15 protein-coding genes and 1 tRNA gene are annotated in these 19,375 nt (G+C 64.6%); 6 read left to right on the top strand and 10 right to left on the bottom strand.

The window, feature by feature from the left end; all coding sequences use genetic code 11:
• Window positions 1-71 precede the first annotated feature (71 nt).
• Complete coding sequence (locus ACZ1JC_RS23760) at window positions 72-671, bottom strand: RcnB family protein (protein ID WP_465137823.1); 600 nt, start codon at window positions 669-671, stop codon at window positions 72-74.
• Window positions 672-1,014: 343 nt separating this feature from the next.
• Here ACZ1JC_RS23760 and dnaE point away from each other — a divergent pair, with 343 nt between their 5' ends.
• Both dnaE and ACZ1JC_RS23750 read left to right on the top strand, forming a co-directional pair.
• Window positions 1,015-4,617, top strand: a complete 3,603-nt coding sequence (gene dnaE / locus ACZ1JC_RS23755; RefSeq protein WP_465137824.1) for a DNA polymerase III subunit alpha — start codon at window positions 1,015-1,017, stop codon at window positions 4,615-4,617.
• Window positions 4,618-4,880: 263 nt separating this feature from the next.
• Window positions 4,881-6,479 carry a long-chain fatty acid--CoA ligase gene (locus tag ACZ1JC_RS23750; protein WP_465137825.1) on the top strand — a complete coding sequence of 533 codons (1,599 nt, stop codon included), beginning with the start codon at window positions 4,881-4,883 and terminating at the stop codon, window positions 6,477-6,479.
• Window positions 6,480-6,489: 10 nt separating this feature from the next.
• On the opposite strand, the gene ACZ1JC_RS23745 is transcribed toward ACZ1JC_RS23750, so the two are convergent.
• The 3 genes from ACZ1JC_RS23745 to ACZ1JC_RS23735 form a co-directional block, all read right to left on the bottom strand.
• Entirely contained in the window at window positions 6,490-6,768 is a 279-nt protein-coding gene (locus ACZ1JC_RS23745; protein ID WP_465137826.1) for a hypothetical protein, read from the bottom strand.
• Window positions 6,769-6,828: 60 nt separating this feature from the next.
• Window positions 6,829-7,641 (bottom strand): enoyl-CoA hydratase/isomerase family protein, encoded by an 813-nt coding sequence (locus ACZ1JC_RS23740; protein WP_465137827.1) that lies wholly within the window; start codon window positions 7,639-7,641, stop codon window positions 6,829-6,831.
• 81 nt (window positions 7,642-7,722) lie between these two features.
• On the bottom strand, window positions 7,723-8,793 hold the full coding sequence (locus tag ACZ1JC_RS23735) for a PA0069 family radical SAM protein (protein ID WP_465137828.1): 1,071 nt from the start codon (window positions 8,791-8,793) through the stop codon (window positions 7,723-7,725).
• Between the two features lie 103 nt (window positions 8,794-8,896).
• On the opposite strand from ACZ1JC_RS23735, the gene ACZ1JC_RS23730 reads away from it, so the two are divergent.
• The 3 genes from ACZ1JC_RS23730 (at window position 8,897) to ACZ1JC_RS23720 (ending at window position 11,571) form a co-directional block, all read left to right on the top strand.
• On the top strand, window positions 8,897-9,517 hold the full coding sequence (locus ACZ1JC_RS23730; RefSeq protein ID WP_465137829.1) for a TetR/AcrR family transcriptional regulator: 621 nt from the start codon (window positions 8,897-8,899) through the stop codon (window positions 9,515-9,517).
• A 173-nt stretch (window positions 9,518-9,690) separates the two neighbouring features.
• Entirely contained in the window at window positions 9,691-10,536 is an 846-nt protein-coding gene (locus ACZ1JC_RS23725; protein WP_395327191.1) for a TauD/TfdA dioxygenase family protein, read from the top strand.
• A gap of 177 nt (window positions 10,537-10,713) precedes the next feature.
• Complete coding sequence (locus tag ACZ1JC_RS23720; protein ID WP_465137830.1) at window positions 10,714-11,571, top strand: TauD/TfdA dioxygenase family protein; 858 nt, start codon at window positions 10,714-10,716, stop codon at window positions 11,569-11,571.
• 354 nt (window positions 11,572-11,925) lie between these two features.
• On the opposite strand, the gene ACZ1JC_RS23715 is transcribed toward ACZ1JC_RS23720, so the two are convergent.
• From ACZ1JC_RS23715 to cpdR, 4 genes are all read right to left on the bottom strand, one after another.
• The gene (locus ACZ1JC_RS23715) at window positions 11,926-13,149 is read right to left on the bottom strand and encodes an NADP-dependent isocitrate dehydrogenase (protein ID WP_465137831.1); all 1,224 of its coding nucleotides are present in this window, start codon (window positions 13,147-13,149) and stop codon (window positions 11,926-11,928) included.
• 296 nt (window positions 13,150-13,445) lie between these two features.
• On the bottom strand, window positions 13,446-14,720 hold the full coding sequence (locus tag ACZ1JC_RS23710; protein WP_465137832.1) for a DUF3422 family protein: 1,275 nt from the start codon (window positions 14,718-14,720) through the stop codon (window positions 13,446-13,448).
• Between the two features lie 163 nt (window positions 14,721-14,883).
• Window positions 14,884-14,958: transfer RNA gene (locus ACZ1JC_RS23705), tRNA-Val, on the bottom strand.
• Between the two features lie 147 nt (window positions 14,959-15,105).
• A complete protein-coding gene (gene cpdR / locus ACZ1JC_RS23700; protein WP_465137833.1) occupies window positions 15,106-15,480 on the bottom strand; it encodes a cell cycle two-component system response regulator CpdR in 375 nt (124 codons plus the stop codon).
• A gap of 154 nt (window positions 15,481-15,634) precedes the next feature.
• Between cpdR and ACZ1JC_RS23695 the strand changes: the two genes are divergently transcribed.
• Window positions 15,635-16,573 carry an N-formylglutamate amidohydrolase gene (locus tag ACZ1JC_RS23695; RefSeq protein WP_465137834.1) on the top strand — a complete coding sequence of 313 codons (939 nt, stop codon included), beginning with the start codon at window positions 15,635-15,637 and terminating at the stop codon, window positions 16,571-16,573.
• A gap of 404 nt (window positions 16,574-16,977) precedes the next feature.
• Here the strand turns inward: ACZ1JC_RS23695 and ACZ1JC_RS23690 are convergent, their stop codons facing one another.
• Window positions 16,978-17,748, bottom strand: a complete 771-nt coding sequence (locus ACZ1JC_RS23690) for a SapC family protein (protein ID WP_465137835.1) — start codon at window positions 17,746-17,748, stop codon at window positions 16,978-16,980.
• Window positions 17,749-17,870: 122 nt separating this feature from the next.
• The gene (locus tag ACZ1JC_RS23685; RefSeq protein WP_465137836.1) at window positions 17,871-19,337 is read right to left on the bottom strand and encodes an FAD-binding oxidoreductase; all 1,467 of its coding nucleotides are present in this window, start codon (window positions 19,335-19,337) and stop codon (window positions 17,871-17,873) included.
• Window positions 19,338-19,375 lie beyond the last annotated feature (38 nt).

Raw genomic sequence — 19,375 nt, 5'->3', positions numbered from 1 at the left:
CAATAGAAAGCGCCGTAGATCACATCGACGACCGCGCGGTTGTAGCGATTGACCAGCAGAAGGTCGGGGCCCTAGCGCACCCAGTAGTAACCGGCCGGCGGCGGCCCGACGCCGATCATGGCGTAATCCTGGAACAGGTAGGCCGAGGACAGGAAAATGGCAGGTAGGATCATGCTCGTCCGCCAACGGCGATAGGAATAGCCGTGCGGATAGCGGAACGGCGGAGCGTGCATCGGCCGGAACGTCGGCGGGCGGCCCATGCCCGGACGGTGCGGCTGGTTGACCACGGGTGGGCGGTTGTTGTTCGGCGGCCGATAGTTGTTGCCGCCGCCGCTTGGCGGGCGTGTTGCGTTGCCGCCTCCACTTGGGGGCCGCGTTGCATTGCCACCACCACTGGGCGGCCGGGTGGCGTTGCCGCCGCCGCTTGGCGGACGTGTCGCGTTACCGCCTCCGCTTGGCGGCCGCGTGGCATTGCCGCCACCGCTGGGCGGCCGGGTGACGTTACCGCCGCCGCTTGGGGGCCGCGTCGCATTGCCGCCGCCGCTGCCCGGCGGCCGCGCGCCTTGCGATTGGCCCGGCGGCTTCTGCTGCGCCATGGCGGCGAACTCGTCGGGCAACAGGCCATCGGGCGCAAGCAAGAGGGGGATCAGCGCAAGATAGGCGTACTTCATTCAAAGCTCTCCAGTACGGCCACGAAAATGGACGAAAGGCGAAAGCGCGAAATGCGCGCCGCCGGGAACATGAATGGGACTTGCGGGAACCGTGGCCGATCTTCCGGAAAAGGGGGGGCGGCAATTCGGGCAAGCCGGACTCGATGAAGCTTGAAAGCGGACGATGCTCTTGTTTTAGGTGGCTTTCAAGGCCTTCTAGGGGGCGTCTATGTCGCTTTACCGCCCACTGGCCGCTCTCGGTCGGAGTGGCCGGTTTATCGCTATCCCCCGGCTTATCCCCAGCCTCCGGCCTGATCGCGCGGGGGTCTTGATCGTGCAGGGGGGCAACGCTTAAATTCCCCCGATGGCCCATGCTCCCTTTGTCCCGCTGCGCATCTTTTCGAGTTTCACGATGCTGGACGGGGCAATCGATCCCAAGGCCGCGGCCAAGCTGGCGAAGGAGCGCAAGTTTCCTGCCGCCGCGATCTGCGACCGCAATGGCCTCTATGGCGCCCCCACTTACGCGCAGGCCTGCAAGGGCGCCGGCGTGCAGCCGATCGTCGGCACGTTCCTGGCCATCGGCCGCCCCGGCGCCGTTGCGCAGGGGCAGGACCGCGCCATCGACTGGCTGGCCCTGTTCGCGCAGAACGAGGCGGGCTGGCTCAACTTGTGCGATCTTGTCAGCCGCGCGCACCTTGACCGGCCGCTGGAACTGGACGCCCATGTCGAACTGGACAGCCTGCGCGGCCATACCGATGGTCTGATCTGCCTGACCGGCGGCGGGGAGGGCGCGCTCGCCCGTCTCTACGCGGCGGGCAAGGCAGAGGCGGCGGAAAGCTATTGCGACACGCTGCAATCGCTGTTCGGCGACCGGCTCTATATCGAGATCACCCGCACGGGTGAGGATGTGGAGGAGGAGAGCGAGGAAGACCTGATCGCGCTCGCCTATGCACGCGACATCCCGCTGGTCGGCACGAATCCGGCGCAATACGCCGAGGCGAAGTTCCATCCCGCGCATGACGCGATGCTGTGCATCGCCAATTCCACGCAAGTCGACGCGCCGGAGCGTCCGCGATCCTCGTCCGAGCGTTGGGTAAAGCCGGTCGAGACGATGCAGGAGCTGTTTGCGGACCTGCCCGAGGCGCTGGCCAACACGCTCGTCGTCGCACAGCGCTGCGCCTACATGCCGCCGCGCCGCAAGCCGCTGCTGCCCAGCCTTGCCGGTGACCTTGAGGGCGAGGCGCGGATGCTGGCGGACAATTCGCGTGCCGGTCTGGCCCGCCGCCTTGCGCCTTATTGGCCGGACGTGACCGAGGACGAACTCGACGCCGCCATGGCCCTTCAGGGGGAGGAGCGCGAGACTGCCTACAAAGAACTGGCCGAACGCGGCGTTACCGAGGATTTCCTCGACTATGCCAAGCGCCTCGATTTCGAGGTGCAGATCATCGTCGGCATGGGCTTCCCCGGCTACTTCCTGATCGTTGCCGACTTCATCAAGTGGGCCAAGGACAACGATATTCCGGTGGGGCCGGGCCGTGGTTCGGGCGCAGGATCGCTGGTGGCCTGGGCGCTGACCGTTACCGACCTCGACCCGCTGAAGCTGGGTCTGCTGTTCGAACGCTTCCTGAATCCCGAACGCGTCTCGATGCCGGACTTCGATATCGACTTCTGCGAAACCCGTCGCGGTGAGGTGATCCGCTACGTCCAGCGCAAGTATGGGCACGATCACGTCGCCCAGATCATCACCTTCGGTAAGATGAAGGCCCGCGCGGTGCTGCGCGACTGCGGGCGTATTCTCCAGATGGGCTACGGCCGCGTCGACGGGCTCTGCAAGATGGTGCCCAACCATCCGACCGACCCCTGGACGCTGACCGAAGCGCTGCACGGCCGCAAGAAGCACGGCGTCACCTCCGATCCGCCGGTGGCCGAATTCCGCCGCGAATACGATGTCGACCATGAGGTGAAGCGCCTTGTGGACCTGGCCGTGCAGTTGGAAGGCCTGCCGCGCAACTCGTCCACCCACGCGGCCGGCGTGGTGATCGGCGACCGTCCGCTGGCGCAGCTGGTGCCGCTCTACCGCGATCCGCGTTCGGACATGCCGGTGACGCAGTTCGATATGAAGTCGGTGGAAGACACCGGCCTCGTGAAGTTCGACTTCCTTGGCCTGAAGACGCTGTCGGTGCTGAAGAAGGCCTGCGATCTGCTGGAACGGCGCGGCATCACGATCAACCTTTCGACCCTGGCATGGGACGATGCGGCGGTATACGAACTGCTGAAGCGCGGCGATACCGTGGGCGTGTTCCAGCTGGAATCGGAAGGCATGCGCCGCACGCTGGCGGCGGTGAAGCCGACCAATTTCGGCGACATCATCGCGCTCGTCTCGCTCTACCGACCGGGCCCGATGGACAACATTCCGCTGTTCGGCAGGCGCAAGAACGGCCTGGAGTCGATCGAATATCCGCACGACAAGCTCTCGGGCATCCTGAGCGAGACGTACGGCATCTTCGTCTATCAGGAACAGGTCATGCAGGCCGCGCAGATCCTGGCGGGCTACTCGCTGGGTGATGCTGACCTTCTGCGCCGCGCGATGGGCAAGAAAGTCCAGGCGGAAATGGACAAGCAGCGCCAGCGCTTCGTCGATGGCTGCAAGGAAGTGTCGAACATCGATGCCGCCAAGGCCAACGAACTGTTCGACTTGATCGACAAGTTCGCCGGCTACGGCTTCAACAAGTCGCACGCTGCCGCTTACGCGCTGCTCGCCTACCATACCGCGTGGTTCAAGGCGCATTACCCGCACGAATTCTATGCCGCATCAATGTGCTTCGACATGCACCAGTCGGAAAAGCTGGCGATCTTCGTGGACGACGCGCGCCGCAACGGCATTGAACTGGCCCCGCCGGACATCAACATGTCCGAAGCCGAGTTCTGCGTGGAAGAAACGCCGGACAGCCACGCCGTGCGCTATGCCCTCGCAGGCATCCGCAACGTCGGCGAAAAGGCGATGGAAGCGCTGGTTGCCGAGCGTGAGGCGAACGGCAAGTTCGAAAGCCTGGATGACGTGTTCCGCCGCGCCCCGGCCGGATCGATGAACCGCCGCCAGCTGGAAAGCCTTGCCGCGGCGGGCGGATTCGATGGGCTGGAGCCCAACCGAGCCAAAGTCCTCGCTAACGCGGACACGTTGCTGGCCGAGGCGGACCGTTCCTCGCGTGAGCGCAATTCGGACCAGAACAGCCTGTTCGGCGGCGACGATCATGTGGAGCAGGGCCTGCGCCTGTTCGATGCCGAGCCTTGGAGCCGCGCTGACCAGATGGCCAAGGAGCGCGAGAATTTCGGCTTCTACTTCGCGGCCCATCCGGTGGAACAATATCGCGCGGTCGCATCGGCCAACGGGGCGCGAACGTTCTCCAGCCTTATGGCCGGTGGCAGCGGCGGCGGGCGCGCCGGCGCGGTCATGGCGGCGATGGTGGAGAACGTGCAGAAGCGAAAGACCAAGCGCGGCAAGGACTTCGTGATGGTCGACTACTCCGACTCGTCGGGCAACTTCTCGGCCTGCTGTTTCGAGGAAAGCATGGTCGAAAGCTTCGTGAAGTGGGGCAAGGAGGGCGCTTGCGTCCTGCTCAATGTCGAACTCGACAGCCCCAACGCCGATGAGCCGCCCCGCGTCACCGTGCGCGGCGCGCGCCCTCTGGCCGAAGTGAAGGCGGACGCGCGCATGTTCCTGACGCTCGACATCCACCGGGTGGAGGCGGTGCAGGAACTGGCGCTGCTGATGCGTCCCGGCCCGGCCGGTTCGGGCGAGGTGATGGCGACGCTGCATCTTGGCGGCGGGCAGACGCAGAAAGTGCGACTGGGCCGCGACTTTGCGCTGGACGGTGAATTTGCCGAGCAGTTGCAGAGTGTGGAGGGCCTGTCCAACGTTTCGCTGATCGCGCGGCGGGGGCCGGAAGGACTGCGCCGGGCGGCTTGAGTTTGAAAAATGCCCATGCGGGCATTTTTCGAGCGGCACCGGCCCGCTCCCGCACCCGACCTCCCACGAGAGTGTCCTGATGGGAGGCCGGGTGCGGGAGCGGGCCGGTGCCGCGAAATCCGCGTGTCGCGAATTTCCAAACAGGTCCGAAAAAATCCCAAATTGAAACAACAGTGTCGGGACTTTGCGACGGACCGTGGAATGAGTGTCTTGCCTCACCGGCATGAGACCTCATAACTTTGGCGGCATAGCGGGAGATGGCTATGCCGGGGGACATGCAGGACTGGGACCTGCGCGTATCGGGTCTGATCGATCATGCCGCGCGGGAGCACGGCAATCGCGAAATCGTCACGCGGTGGGCGGATGGCTCCGTCACGCGCACGAATTGGGCCGGGATCCGCCGTGATGCGTTGAAGCTGGTGCAGGCGCTGCGCCGGATCGACATCTATCCCGGTGAACGGGTCGCCACTCTGGCCATGAACCACGGCCGCCATCTTGCGGCTTGGTTCGGGATCACCGGCGCGGGCTGCGTGCTCCACACCGTCAATCCGCGCCTGTTCGACGATCAGCTGGCCTGGATCGTCAATCACGCGGATGACCGCGTGCTGTTCTACGATGCCGCGTTCCGGCCGATGGTCGAGAAGCTGCTGCCGCTCTGCCCGAAGCTGGAACATGCGATCTGCTTCGATTCGACCGAATGGGGCATGGATTTCGAAGGCTGGATCGCCTGCGAGGATGGCGAGGCGCACTGGACGAGCGGCTGCGAACGGTCGCCCTGCATGTTGTGCTACACCAGCGGCACCACCGGGCAGCCGAAGGGCGTGGTCTATACGCACCGTTCGCAAGTGCTGCACACGCTGGCGATGATCGCACCCTCCGCGCTCGATCTGTCGCCGCGATCCGTGGTGCTGCCGATCGTGCCGATGTTCCATGCCAACAATTGGGGCCTGCCCTGGGCCTCTGCCGCGACCGGGGCGAAAATGGTCTGGAGCCAGACCAACGATCCCGAGGCGTTGTGCGCGTTGATGCGAGAGGAGGGTGTCACGCACGTTGCCGGGGTGCCCACCGTGTGGTTCTCCATGTTCGAACATCTTGAGCGGACCGGCGGCGCGTTTCCGCCGATCCGGCAGGCTCTCTCGGGCGGGGCGGCAGTGCCGGCCAGCGTGGTCGAAAGGCTTATGCGCGCGGGCGTGCGTGTAGTGCAGGCCTGGGGCATGACGGAAACCTCACCCATCGCCACGGTCACCTATGAGCCGGCCGATTGGGACGCCATGACCTTCGAGCAGCAGGTGGCGGTGAAGTCCAGCCAGGGCCGGCCGCTCTACGGTGCCGAGGTCCGCGTGACGGCGCTGGACGATCCTACGCAGGAGCTTTCGCATGATGGCACGTCATCGGGTGCCTTGCAGGTGCGCGGACCCTGGACTGTGCAGCGCTATTTCCGCACCGAGGACGATGCGGTGGACAATGACCAGTGGTTCGGCACCGGCGATATCGCGACGATCGGGCCGGACGGCACGCTGCGCCTGACCGACCGGACCAAGGACCTGATCAAGTCCGGCGGGGAATGGATCAGCTCGGTGGAACTGGAAAACGCCGCCGTTGGCCATCCCGATGTGCTGGAAGCGGCGGCCATCGGCATTGCGCACCCCAAGTGGGACGAACGACCGCTGCTGGCTGTGGTGCGCAAGCCCGGCGCGATGCTCGCGGCGTCCGAACTGCAGGATTACCTTGCCGGCAAAGTGGCGCGATGGTGGCTGCCCGATGCCATCGAATTCGTGGAAGACCTGCCGCATACCGGCAGCGGTAAGTTGGACAAGAAGGCGCTCCGGCGCCTCTATGCAGATTACACGCTGCCGGCTTAGGGTTTTGTCCTTAATCCTTGTGGTTAAGGTTGTTCGCGGCATCCTGCGCCGCGTCGCCCACTTTGTTCGCGGCGTCGCCGACATCCTGCGCGGCATTGGCCACGGCGTTGTCGCGGGCGTTCTGGCTCTCCGTCTGGCGGCTGAAGAGATAGATGCCGCCCACCACCGCAACCAGCAGCACCAGCGCCATGACGATCCCCGTGCCGCCCGATGAGCGTTCGCGGATGATGGTGGTGTTATGGACCGGCGCTTCGGGTGCGCGCTTGGTCTCTACGATCCGTTCCTCCATTTCGGGCTCCTGTCCTGTCCCTTTCGATGGAGGAGAGAACACCTGAACCTGCGTCCGGTTTCAGCGATCCCGGTATTCGGGCGCGCGGCGGGCGCGGAAGGCGGAGACGCCCTCGGCGAAATCCTCGCTCATCAGCATCATTACTTGCTGCCGGTCTTCCAGCGCCATCGCGTCGGAAAGCGATCGCGCGTCGAGGTTGCGGTTGATCGCATCCTTGGTGAGGCGAAGGCCCATCGGCGCATTGGCCAGCATCTCGTCCGCGACGGCCATCGCCCGGTCCAGCAAGTCTTCGCGCGGGGCGATCAGGCCGAGCAGCCCGTGCCGCAACGCGATTTCCGCCTCCATGAAGCGGCCGGTCAGCATGTATTCGGCCGCCACGGAGGCGCCGACCATACGCGGCAGGAAATAGCTGCACCCCAGATCGCAGCCGCCAAGACCCACCTTGATATAGGCCGCATTCATTCGCAGGTCCGGCGTGCCATAGCGAATGTCGCAGGCCAGCAGCAGCGAGAATCCTGCCCCGCATGCCGCGCCGTGGCCAAGGCCGATAATCGGCTGCGGGCAGGCGCGCATCAGTTCCAGCAACCCGGCGATCGAGCGCTGGAGATGCCAGCAATGCTGCAAGGCACCGCGCGAACGATCGTTGTCCCAACTGGCCAGATCCAGCCCGGCGCTGAAATGGCGGCCATCGGCGCGCAATACCACCACGCGCACGTCTTGCCGGCCGGGCAGGGCAGCGAAGTATTCACGTAGCGCGAACGTCATGCCTTCGTCGAACGTGTTGAGCACGTCGGCACGGTTCAGCGTGACAATTTCCACGCTCCCACGCGTTTCGATGGCGATGGGCTCCGTGGTGATGGCGGTATCGGACATCGGCGCTTCTCCCTTGCTTCAGGGCAAGACCTAGGCGGGCGGGCCGGGCGCCGACACGACCGCAGGGGAAAGTGCTTTTGTCTAGAACAGAGCGAGTTGCCCGTCGCGGCTGGGCGGCCGGAATTGCGAGCAGTCGAGCGAGAGTTGCGGCTTGTCGAAGCCGAGGCGGCGCATCGCAATGGCAAAGCGCTGCCGGAACACTTGCGCCCACACGCCGTCCGGCCGCATGCGGGAGAAGAACTGCGGATCGTTGTCGCGCCCCTCGCGCATCGATTGGATCGTGGCCATGACTTTGCCCGCGCGATCCGGAAAATGCGTGTTCAGCCACTCGCGGAACAGCGGGGCGACTTCGTGGGGCAGGCGCACGATGATCCACGAGGCGCTGCGAATCCCACGCTCGGCCGCCGCTTCCAGGATGCCTTCGATATAAGTGTCGGTGATTGCCGGGATTACCGGCGCCACCGATACATGCGTGGGCACACCGGCCTCTGCCAGCTTGCCCAGCGCGGCAAGGCGCTTCGCCGGCGCGGCGGCGCGCGGTTCCAACAGGCGGGAGAGGGCTGGGTCCATGCTCGTTACCGATACGGCGACATGGGTCAGGTTGTGCCGCGCCAGTTCTGACAGGATATCCAGGTCGCGCACCACCCGGTCCGACTTGGTGGTGATCGTTACCGGATGGCGCACCTCCAGGCAGAGTTCCAGCACTTGCCGGGTGATTCGATAGCGCGCCTCGATCGGCTGGTAGGGGTCGGTATTGGTGCCCATGGCGATGGGGGCAGGGCGGTAGGTGGGCTTTGCCAGCGTTTCGCGCAGCAATTGGGCGGCCTGCGGCTTCACGAACAGCTTCGTTTCGAAATCGAGGCCCGGCGAAAGGTCGTGATAGGCGTGCGTCGGCCGGGCGAAGCAATAGATGCAGCCATGTTCGCAGCCGTTGTAGGCATTGATCGAACGATCGAACGGCACGTCGGGGGACTTGTTGAAGGATAGGATCGTGCGCGGCGTCAGTTCCGTAACCGTGGTTCGTAGTGGCGGCGGCTCCCCATCGATGTCGACCGACGCATCCAGCCAGTCGCCATCCGCCTCCCGCTGGGGAAGGTTGAAGCGCGTGCTGGCCTGTCCGGAGACGGCACCTCTGCCCTTGTGGACTCGCATTCCAACATTGTGAACATAACAGGAACAAAAAGCAAGTAAGTCGGGCTTGGTTGATCTTGCGTGTCAGCCGCCCTAGGCCATGGCGATCTTCAGAGGAGTTCAGATGGCAGGGGTGCAGCAGAAGTCGGAGGTGCCGCAGAAATCGGCGGCGCGCAGGATCGGGGCGGAAACCTCGGCCACGCGGGCGCGGATCGTGGAAGCGGCGGTCGACCTGATCCGGGACGAAGGCTACGCCGCTGCCAGCACCCGCCGCGTGGCCGCACGCGCTGGGCTGAAGCCGTCGCTGGTGCACTATTACTTCCCCACCACCGATGACCTGCTGCTCGAAGTCTGCCGCCAGGGTGCTGCGGACAGCGACGGCATGATCGAGGATGCATTGGCCAGCCCGGACCCGGTGCGTGCGCTCTGGGGCTTTTTCGTCGATACCAGTCGCACCGCGATGTCGCTGGAATTCATGGCGCTGGCCAACCACCGCCCCGCCGTGCGCGAGAAGATGGCGGAGCACAGCGTAGCCATGCGGGCGCGCCAGGTGGAAATCATCGAACATCTGTTCGGCGACCGGTTGAAAGCGGTGGAGGGCTTCGATCCGGCAGGCCTTGCGGTGATGCTGGCAGGGATCGGCCGCTGTATCGTGATGGAGGAAGGGCTGGGCGTCACTGCCGGCCACGCGCAGGCGCGGGCGACCGTGGAATCGTGGTTGAGCCGGCTTGAGGCCAAGCCCTGACACTGGGCCCTGACACCAAATCCTGAGCTTCTGGAAACGAAATAGCACAAACGCGCGTCGGCGATTGATTGCAGCGGCAATCCACGTCTGTTTGAACAGGCGTTCAGGGCATGATATTACTCCCCTGAACCGCCGCCCCGCGCGGCGCGTGAAGCAATTGGAGAGTTTGCACGATGTCGGTCGCCACCAAGACCCAGCTGAAGGCAGAGGCGCTCAAGCCGAAGATCGGCAGCCGCGTCCTCAATACCAGGGAAGAACTGCTTTCGGGCGAGATCGCGGCGGAAATCCGCGACCTGCTGGAAGCGCGCGGCGTGCTGGTGTTCCCGCAAGTGAACTTCAGCGACGAAGAGCAGATCGCCTTCACCAAGACGCTGGGCACGTTCGCGCCGGAGCGCAAGGGCGGTGAGGAAGTGATCTCGAAGATCACGCTCGACGCCAAGGAAAACCCGATGAGCGCCGAGTACCTGAAGGGCTCGCTCTATTGGCACATCGACGGCACCCGCAACGACGTGCCGATTCTCGCCTCGCTGCTTTCGTGCCGCGTGCCCAGCCCGCGTGGCACCGGCAACACCGGTTTCGCCAATACTTACGCTGCGTTCGAGGATCTGCCCGCCGACAAGCAGGCCGAATACGAACAGTACCGCGTGGTGCATGGCCCCTGGGCCAGCCTGTTCTATTACGAGCCGGAGCCCAGCCTGGCCAAGCTGCAGGGCTATGCCCAGATCGGCGAGCAGGAACTGCCGCTGGTGTGGAAGCACAAGTCCGGCCGCAAGAGTCTGGTGATCGGCTGCACGTCCGCGCAGGTGGTCGGCAAGTCGGCGCTGGAAAGCGCGATGATCATCCATGGCCTTCGCGAATGGGCCACGGGCGAAGAGTTCACCTACAGCCATGAATGGGAAGTCGGCGATCTGGTCATGTGGGACAACACCGGCACCATGCACCGTGCCGAGGCCTATGACCCGACTTGCGGCCGCATGATGCACCGTACCAAGCTCGAAGGCGAAGAGCCTTTCGAATAAGGCTGGGATCAAGGCGCTGGGGGGCGCCTCCAGTCATCCTTTGCGGCCCGCCGGACTCAGGTCCGGCGGGCTTCTTTTTGCGTTCGGGAGGGGATGCCGTCGTCCTTGACGCTACTTGCGCGCGTGCTGTACTAATGTTCAGCAATGAGCGCCACAGAGCGTCTGGGAGAGTATTCGATGGCAACGACTTCGATTCCATCCACCCACTGGAGCGTTTCCGATGCCGCGCCCGCGATCGGCGCGGTGATCCGGGCGGACAAGGAGACGCTTCTGTCCGGCGCCCGCGCGGCGGAAATCCGCGATCTGCTGGAAGCGCGCGGCGTGCTGGTCTTTCAGGATGCGCACTTCACCGATGAAGAGCAGATCGCCTTCACCAAGACGCTGGGTACTTTCGCGCATGAAGTGCATGAGCAGGCGGGCAAAGACGGTGACAACGTCTATCCGATCACGCTGGACACGCGGATCAATCCCAATGCCGATTACCTGAAGGGCGCGTTCTTCTGGCATATCGACGGCACCATGTCGCAAGTGCCGATCCGCGCCTCGATCCTGTCAAGCCGCAAGCTTTCCGAAGAGGGCGGGGACACCGAGTTCTGCAATACTTACGCCGCTTACGATGCGCTTTCCGATGAGGACAAGGCCGCGATCGAGGGGCTGCAAGTGGTCCACTCGCTCTGGCGCTCGCAACTCTATCACCAGCCAGAGCCCAGCTACGAGCTGCTGATGGGCTGGAAGTCGCGCGGGGAGAACACGCTGCCGCTGGTCTGGACCCACGAATCGGGCCGCAAGTCGCTGGTGCTGGGCAATACCGCGCAGCAGGTGGTCGGCATGGACTGGGCCAAGAGCGAGGAACTGCTGGTGCGCCTGCGCGACTGGGCGACGCAGCCGCGCTTCGTCTATCGCCACAAGTGGTCGCTGGGTGAGACGGTGATCTGGGACAACACCGGCACCATGCACCGCGCCACCTGGTATCCGGCCAACAGCGGGCGCCTGATGCATCGCACCAAGCTGGAGGGCGAGGAAGCCTTCGCCTGATGGTGGGGGATGGGGGCGCAGAGCGGGCGCCAAGGCTATTCAATCAAGTGCTAGCTCCAGTCCCAACAACTCCGTCATCCCCGCGAAGGCGGGGATCCCGCTTTTTCTTTTTGATCGCGCAGAGGCGCAGGGATGTCGTTTTGCCACGGCCCCACTGCGTCTCCGCGGGAACTCAAAAGCGGGGCCCCCGCCTTCGCGGGGGCGACGAGTTTGAGGTTCCTAATGCAGTTTTCTCGAAGGGGACTGAGACCGCGTGAGCCCCGATGCAGCCGAACTGACCTGAGGCCAAAGAAAAACCCCCCGCCTTGCGGCGGAGGGTCTTACTTGAACTAAAGTCCAGTCAGGCGATAAGGCTCAGCCCCAGCTTGCCATCTTGGCTTCGAGGTTCTGCACGATCGCCTCGAAGAACTGCTCGGTGGTCATCCAGTTCTGGTCCGGACCGATCAGCAGTGCGAGGTCCTTGGTCATCTTGCCGCTTTCGACGGTTTCGATGCAGACCTGCTCCAGCGTCTCGGCGAACTTCACCACTTCCGGCGTCTCGTCGAACTTGCCGCGATAGGCGATGCCGCGCGTCCAGGCGAAGATCGAGGCGATCGGGTTGGTCGAGGTCGCCTTGCCCTGCTGGTGCTGGCGGTAGTGGCGGGTCACGGTGCCGTGGGCGGCTTCCGCTTCGACGGTCTTGCCGTCGGGCGAGAGCAGGACCGAGGTCATCAGGCCCAGCGAGCCGAAGCCCTGTGCAACGGTGTCCGATTGCACGTCGCCGTCGTAGTTCTTGCAGGCCCAGACGAACTTGCCCGACCACTTGAGCGCCGAGGCGACCATGTCGTCGATCAGGCGGTGTTCGTAGTGGATGCCGGCAGCCTTGAACTTCTCGGCAAAGCCTTCGTTGTCGAACACTTCCTGGAACAGATCCTTGAAGCGGCCGTCATAGGCCTTGAGGATCGTGTTCTTGGTCGACAGGTAGACCGGCCAGCCGAGGTTGAGGCCGTAGTTGAACGAGGCGCGTGCGAAGTCGCGGATCGATTCGTCCAGGTTGTACATCGCCATGGCGACGCCCGGAGCCGGGAAGTCGAACACGTCGAGGTCGATCTTGTCGCCGTTCTCACCGTCCCAGACGAGGCGCAGCTTGCCGGCGCCCGGGATCAGGGTGTCGGTGGCCTTGTACTGGTCGCCGAAAGCGTGACGGCCGACGACGATCGGGTCGGTCCAGCCCGGAACCAGGCGGGGAACGTTCGAGATCACGATCGGCTCGCGGAACACGACGCCGCCCAGGATGTTGCGGATCGTGCCGTTGGGCGACTTCCACATCTTCTTGAGGTTGAATTCGGTGACGCGGGCTTCGTCCGGCGTGATCGTCGCGCACTTCACGGCAACGCCATATTCCTTGGTGGCGTTGGCGGCGTCGACGGTGATCTGGTCGCTCGTCTCGTCACGCTTCTCGACCGAGAGGTCGTAGTACTTGAGGTCGACGTCGAGGTAGGGGAGGATCAGTCGTTCACGGATCCATTCCCAGATGATCCGCGTCATTTCATCGCCGTCCATCTCGACGATGGGGTTCTTGACCTTGATTTTCGCCATTCCAGAAAACTCCCCTGGGGATGAGATTTGGGGGTCTCTTAGGCAGCGGCGCGGCGCTTAGCAAGGCAGGTATCGGCCCGGCGACGCGCAATGCGCGGCAGTGCGCTTGCGTGGTGCGGGATCGACTGTCCCAAGCGATCGTTTGGAAATTCGCGGAATGCGAATTTCGCGGCACCGGCCCTCTCCCCCACCCGACCACCCACGAGTGTACCCTGCTGGGTGGTCGGGTGGGGGAGAGGGCCGGTGCCGCATCAAAAATGCCCCGCGGGCATTTTTCAAACAGCCTCTAAAACACTCTAGTGATCGCTGTGGGCCTTGCGCAGTCGGTGTGTGGTCCAGGCGACGAAGGCGACCACGAAGGGCACGCTGATCCCGGTGGCCAGTTCGTAATCCGGCCAATGCCATGCCGCGTGCGATGCCTTTGCCAGATAGCCGACGAGGCTGACCGAGTAGTAGGAGATCGCCGCGACGGAGAGGCCCTCCACCGTCTGCTGAAGACGTAACTGCATGGCATTTCGCCGGTCGAGCGAGGCGAGCAGGTCGCGATTCTGGGCGGCGATCTCGGTATCGATGCGCGTGCGCAGCAGTTCGGCCGTCCAGGTGACGCGCCCGGCCAGATCGTCGAGCCGCTGCACGAAGCTGGCGCAAGTCTGGACGGCCGGGTGCAGCCGGCGCTGGGTGAAGCCCACCAGCGTCTGCCCGCCGCCCACAGCGCTGACCGCCAGCGATTGCACGCGATCGTCGCAGATCGCGGCATAGGCGGCCGTGGCGCTCATGCGATAGCGGGTGGCGGCGGTGATCTGGGCAAGCCGCGAGCCAAGCCCGCCGATCGCATGGAGCAGTTCCTCGCGCGGGCGCGCCTCCCGGTCGATATCGCCGCTTAGCTGGGCAAGCTCTTCCTCGATCCGGCGCAGTTCCGGGCCATGCTCCTGCGCGGCGGGCAGGCCGAGCAGGGCGAGCTTGCGATAGTTGCCAAGCTCCAGCAGCGATTGGGCCAGCGCCGGAATGCGGCGGGGATCGTCGTCCCGCACGGCCACGAACATACGTCCGAAGCCGCCGTGGAGGCGGAAGTCGGACCAGATGCGCGCATGGCCGTCATGCACGTCGCAGACGACCAGATCGTCGGCGTGGAACCATTGTTCCCACTGCTGGGGCAGGCGGCCGGGATCGCCGGTGCGGCAGATCGCCAGAAAGCTGGCGCGGATGATCGCGCCCGGCATCCGTCCCAGCCATGGCGCGACGAAGCGGGCGAAGGCTTCCTCATCGAACGGAGCATCGAAAGCGCCGGGGATGATGAAGTTGTATGTGGCGAACTCGCTGTGGCGTTCCCAGACGAGCGTTGCGCCGCCCAGATCGATCACGGCATGGCGGGCGCCGCTGGCATTGAGGCGGCCCGCGTCGAAATGAACTGCGGCGGCGTCCAGTTCGGCTTCGCTGGCGAGCAGCACGATCTGCATCAGGCGGGCAGGGGCGGAGAAGGGTGGCAGCTTACGGCTGTGCATCTCTGCGGTCAGGCTGGCGCGTTCGGGCCGGCTGCGCCGAGCCATCTCGCTCCGAATCTCGTCGAACATGGCTGCCGCTGCCCCGTGCGATTGGCGTTCCCGTCGATGTTCCGTCTGGGGAGCCGACGGGCAAGCGCGAAATGCGGCGGTGCAGTTGCGGCTTACGCCGGGTGGCTGTGCGATGGGCAAAGAACAACCCCGCGAAATCCGAGGATTTCCGGGGTTTCTCGAATGGTGGGCGTAGCAAGGATTGAACTTGCGACCCCTACGATGTCAACATAGTGCTCTACCACTGAGCTATACGCCCACACCATTCGGTTGGTCCGTTGCGGCGCCGTAGTGCCGCTCGGTGGAGTGGCCCTCTAACGGTGACCTCAGGGGTTGGCAACCCGATTCTTCAAAAAAGTTCGGCGGCCGATTTTCCGGCCTGTGGAAGACCTGTGGATGAAAAGGATCAAAGCTGCGCGTGTTCGGAAAGGCCGAAGACGCGCTGCACTTCCATCACGATATCGCGCAAGTGAAAGGGCTTCGACAGCACCTTGGCGTGCGGCGCCTCGCGGCTGGCGCGCAGGGTGACAGCGGCAAAACCGGTGATGAACATGACCTTCGTCGTCGGCGAAACGTCGGCGCAGCGCTGCGCCAGTTCGATGCCGTCCATTTCGGGCATGACGATGTCGGAGAGGAGCAGGTCGAAATGTTCGCTCTCCAACAGGGGTAAGGCGGCGGTGCCGCGATCGACGGCGGTAATGTCGTATCCGGCGTTCTGCAGTGCCCTGGCAAGGTAGGTGCGCATGGCCTGGTCGTCTTCGGCAAGCAGGATGCGGATCATCGGCTTTCTGTCCTGAATCGTTCGCGCGCAGCGCGTCGCGCTGGTTAAGGCCATAGGCATAGCGCTTAACCGGTTAAAATTCTCGTCCGGAAAAAGCGGGTGACCGGTTACGGGACGCTTTGACTTGCGCGGGCCAAAGCGCCAGCCTTTAGGCATGGCATCGGCTTCGGGCGAGAGTGATTCGCAGAAACTGGCGGGCGGCTGGATTCCCGGCGCTCCAGGCATTCCAGCCTTCACGTTCGAGGGGGCAGAACCGTCCGTTCTGCCCGTTCTGATCGCGGTACCCCATGCGGGCCGCGCCTATCCACGCTCACTTCTGGACGATCTGCGGCATCCCGATTCGGTCGCGCTGCGGTTGGAGGATCGTTACGTAGACAGGATCGCCCAGGCGGTCGCGCGGGAGACTGGGGCAGGGCTGCTGCTGGCCCATGCGCCGCGCGCGATGATCGATCTCAACCGCGCACCCGATGACATCGATTGGGAAATGTTCGGCCGCTCCGCCCGCCCCGAATCGCCCGGCATGCCAAGCCGGCGCGCGCGTAGCGGACTGGGGCTGATTCCCCGGCGTCTGCCCGGCGTAGGCGAATTGTGGCGTCGGCGGCATGAGCGCGCCGACCTTGCTGCGCGCATCGACGGTATCCACCAGCCCTATCATGAGGCGCTGGGGAAGCGCCTGATCGATCTGCGTCAGCGGTGGGGGGCAGCGCTGCTGCTCGACCTGCATTCGATGCCTCCGTTACCGGCCCGGCTGGGCGGCGAAGCGCCGCGATTCGTGGTGGGGGACCGTTTCGGCGCCACCTGCCACGGCAGCCTGATTGCTAGCGCCTTTTCCTGGTTTGCCTCCAATGGGCAGGTTGCTGCGCACAATCGACCTTATGCGGGCGGCTATGTGCTGGAACGTCACGCCGGGCCTGCTGGGGGCATTCACGCCATGCAGCTTGAGGTGGACCGCAGCTGTTATTTGGATGCGCGCCTGTCCGAACCGGGCGCGGGTCTGCCGGCAACGATTCAGCTGCTTGTCGGGCTTGTGCGCCGGCTGGCGGCCGGCGTCAGCGAGCTGGGCGGGAAGGAATGGGCGCAGGCGGCCGAATAGGCTGCAGCGCTACCATAAGGATGTGATCGGAAGATCGCCCCAAAGGGTGATTCGTCGGCCGCCGCGATAGCTGGCCGCTTGCGAAGCGCTGCGGGTTCGCCGCGCCTCTATCCGCTAATTTGCTGAAGACATTAAAAAACCACCTCGCGCGATGCGCGAGGTGGCCAAGGTTCAGGGAGGAGGTGCACGATGTGCACCAACCCGACCGGGCCATGAGGGTAGCGCCGATCAGGCATTGCCAACATAGCAAGCCTTCGGCGACATTCAACCCTTAGAATGAAGCAAGCCGCATACCGTTTGCAAGCTTGCGTCGAAAACCTGATGCAGAATGGGGTGGGACTGTGACAAAAATGTCAAAAATCCCACCCCATCATTGAGTTCGGTGGCCGCGCGCGGCCGAAAGATCAGGCGTTGACCGGGATCTGCGGGCCCTTGCCCTGCGAAACCTGGCGGCCGAAGATTTCGCGAACCAGATCGAGCGAGAAGAGGTGCGCGTAGATCAGCGGCAGCATGCCATTCTGGTTCCACTGGCGCAGCACGTCACCGCGCATTTCGCGCAGCTTGGTTTCGTCCACCATCTGGAAGCCGCGATAGGTGAAGGGCTGGCCGGTGCCGATGTCGATGTTCAGCTCGCCTTCCATCAGCAGGTTGTGCTTGGCCAGTTCCGCCATGAAGTTGGCGGTCTTGGTGCCGGCGATCTCGAAGTTCTCGCAGAACTTGAGCATGTTCTTCGTGGCGTCGGTCGGCTCGCCTTCGTTGAACAGGGCTTCGCCTTCTTCCATCTCGCCGACGAGGTCGCTCGACGGGTCGATGCACAGCGACAGCTCTTCGCTGTCCGGGCGCAGGCGAGCCAGCATGAAGGGGTAGCGGCGCGCATAGGCAGGCACATAGACCTGCTCGGTGACCAGGCCTTCGTCGTTCACGAAAACGTTCACGCCTTCGTTCATGCCCATCAGGATCAGCGGCACCGGGTTCTCGCCCGAGGTGAAGATGATCGGGAAGTGGCGCTGGGCCTGCGGAAATTCCTCAACGGTCAGCGGCACCGAATTGACGCCGACCAGCCAGGTGGCCTTGTCGGTCGAACGGGTCTTCCAGCTGGCGTGCTGCTGGGAATTCAGCGGCACGAGGTCCTTGTAGAACAGGGGCAGGGCAGGATTCTGCGGCGCGGTGGCCATTGCGATACTCTCCGCAAGTCTGGGAAATTTCCAAGAGCGTGGCTTTAGAAGGCCAAGGGGGCGCACGCAAGCACGCTCCCGGGCCGAAACGGGGATATCCGGCGAGTCGGTGTGCCTGCCGTCTAGATCAGCTTGCCGGGGTTCAGCAGGCCCTGCGGGTCGAGCGCCTGCTTGACGGCGTGCAGGATGGAGAGCGCCACGGGATCGCCAAGACGCGCCAGTTCGTCGCGCTTCAACTGGCCGATGCCGTGCTCGGCCGAGATCGAGCCGCCCCATTCGGTGACGAGATCGTGCACGTAGCGGCTGATTTCCTTGCCTTCCTTGATCTGCCAGGCAGCGCCGTCGGTCACGCTGGGGGCGATCACGTGATAGTGCACGTTGCCGTCGCCCAAGTGTCCGAAGGCCACCGCTTCGGTGCCGGGCCACTTCGCCTCGATCATCGGGGCGGTGGTTTCCACGAAGTCCGGCATTTTCTCCACGGGCACGGAAATGTCGTGCTGCACGGCCGGTCCGCGCGCGCGCTCAGCCGGGGCGACCGATTCGCGCAGCAGCCACATCGCTTCCGCCTGTGCCTCGCTGGCGGACATCGCGGCGTCTTCCAGCAGTTCGGCCTCGAAAGCGTCGGCCATCATCGTCTCGCAGCGGTCACGCAGGGTGTCTGCACTGGTGCGGTCGGCCACGACTTCGATCAGCACGTGCCAGCCATGGCGCCCTTCCAGCGGGGCGCGGGCATCGGGCAGGTGTTCCAGCACGGCGTCGAGGCAGGCCTGCGGCATCACCTCGAATCCTTCCAGCGCGTCTCCCGCCGCATCCTCGCAGTGGAGCAGCAGCTTGCGCGCGGCGCCCAGCGTGGGCACGCCCGCCCAGATCACCACGCGCTCAGCCACGGCGGGTGAAAGCTTCAGGGTGGCGGCGGTGACCATGCCCATCGTGCCTTCGGAGCCGATGAAAAGCTGCTTGAGGTCGAAGCCGCGATTGTCCTTCTTCAGCGGCGTCAGCATCGAATAGACCTGCCCGTCGGCCAACACAGCTTCCAGCCCCAGCACGAGCGCGCGCATCGATCCATGGCGCAGCACCTGGGTCCCCCCCGCGTTGGTGGAGATCAGGCCGCCGACCGTGGCCGAGCCCTTGCCGCCCAGCGAGAGTGGGAAACGCAGGCCCTGGGCTTCGGCCAGTTCATGCAGGTTCTGGAGGACGACGCCCGCCTCGCAGGTGATCTGGCGGGCTTCGACGTCGAAGTGGCGGACCGCGCTCATGCGGCGCAGCGAAAGCAGAAGGGCGTGGCCGCTTTCGTCGGGCGTCGCGCCGCCGGACATGCCGCTGTTGCCGCCTTGCGGGACGATGGCGATGCCGTGGCGGGTGCAAAGGCGGGCCAGCGCCGAAAGCTCTTCGGTGGTGGCGGGGGAGGCCATGGCGAGCGCCTTGCCGGTGAATCGGCCGCGCCAGTCGGTCAGCCAGGGGGCCAGCAGGTCGGCATCGGTGGTGAGGCCGCGCGGACCCAGCAGCGCTTCGGCCTCGGTCAGGAAAGCGTCGGCGGAGCGGACATCGGCTGAACGGACATCGGCGGCGGGGCTGTCGGTCGTAGTCATCCGTGCGATATGGCACAGCCGCTTATCGGTTTCACGTG

The sequence above is a fragment of the Sphingomonas sp. BL-S-28 genome, from assembly GCF_055521515.1.
Note: the sequence above shows the minus strand (reverse complement) of the source record. Positions and strands in the feature narration are given on the sequence as shown.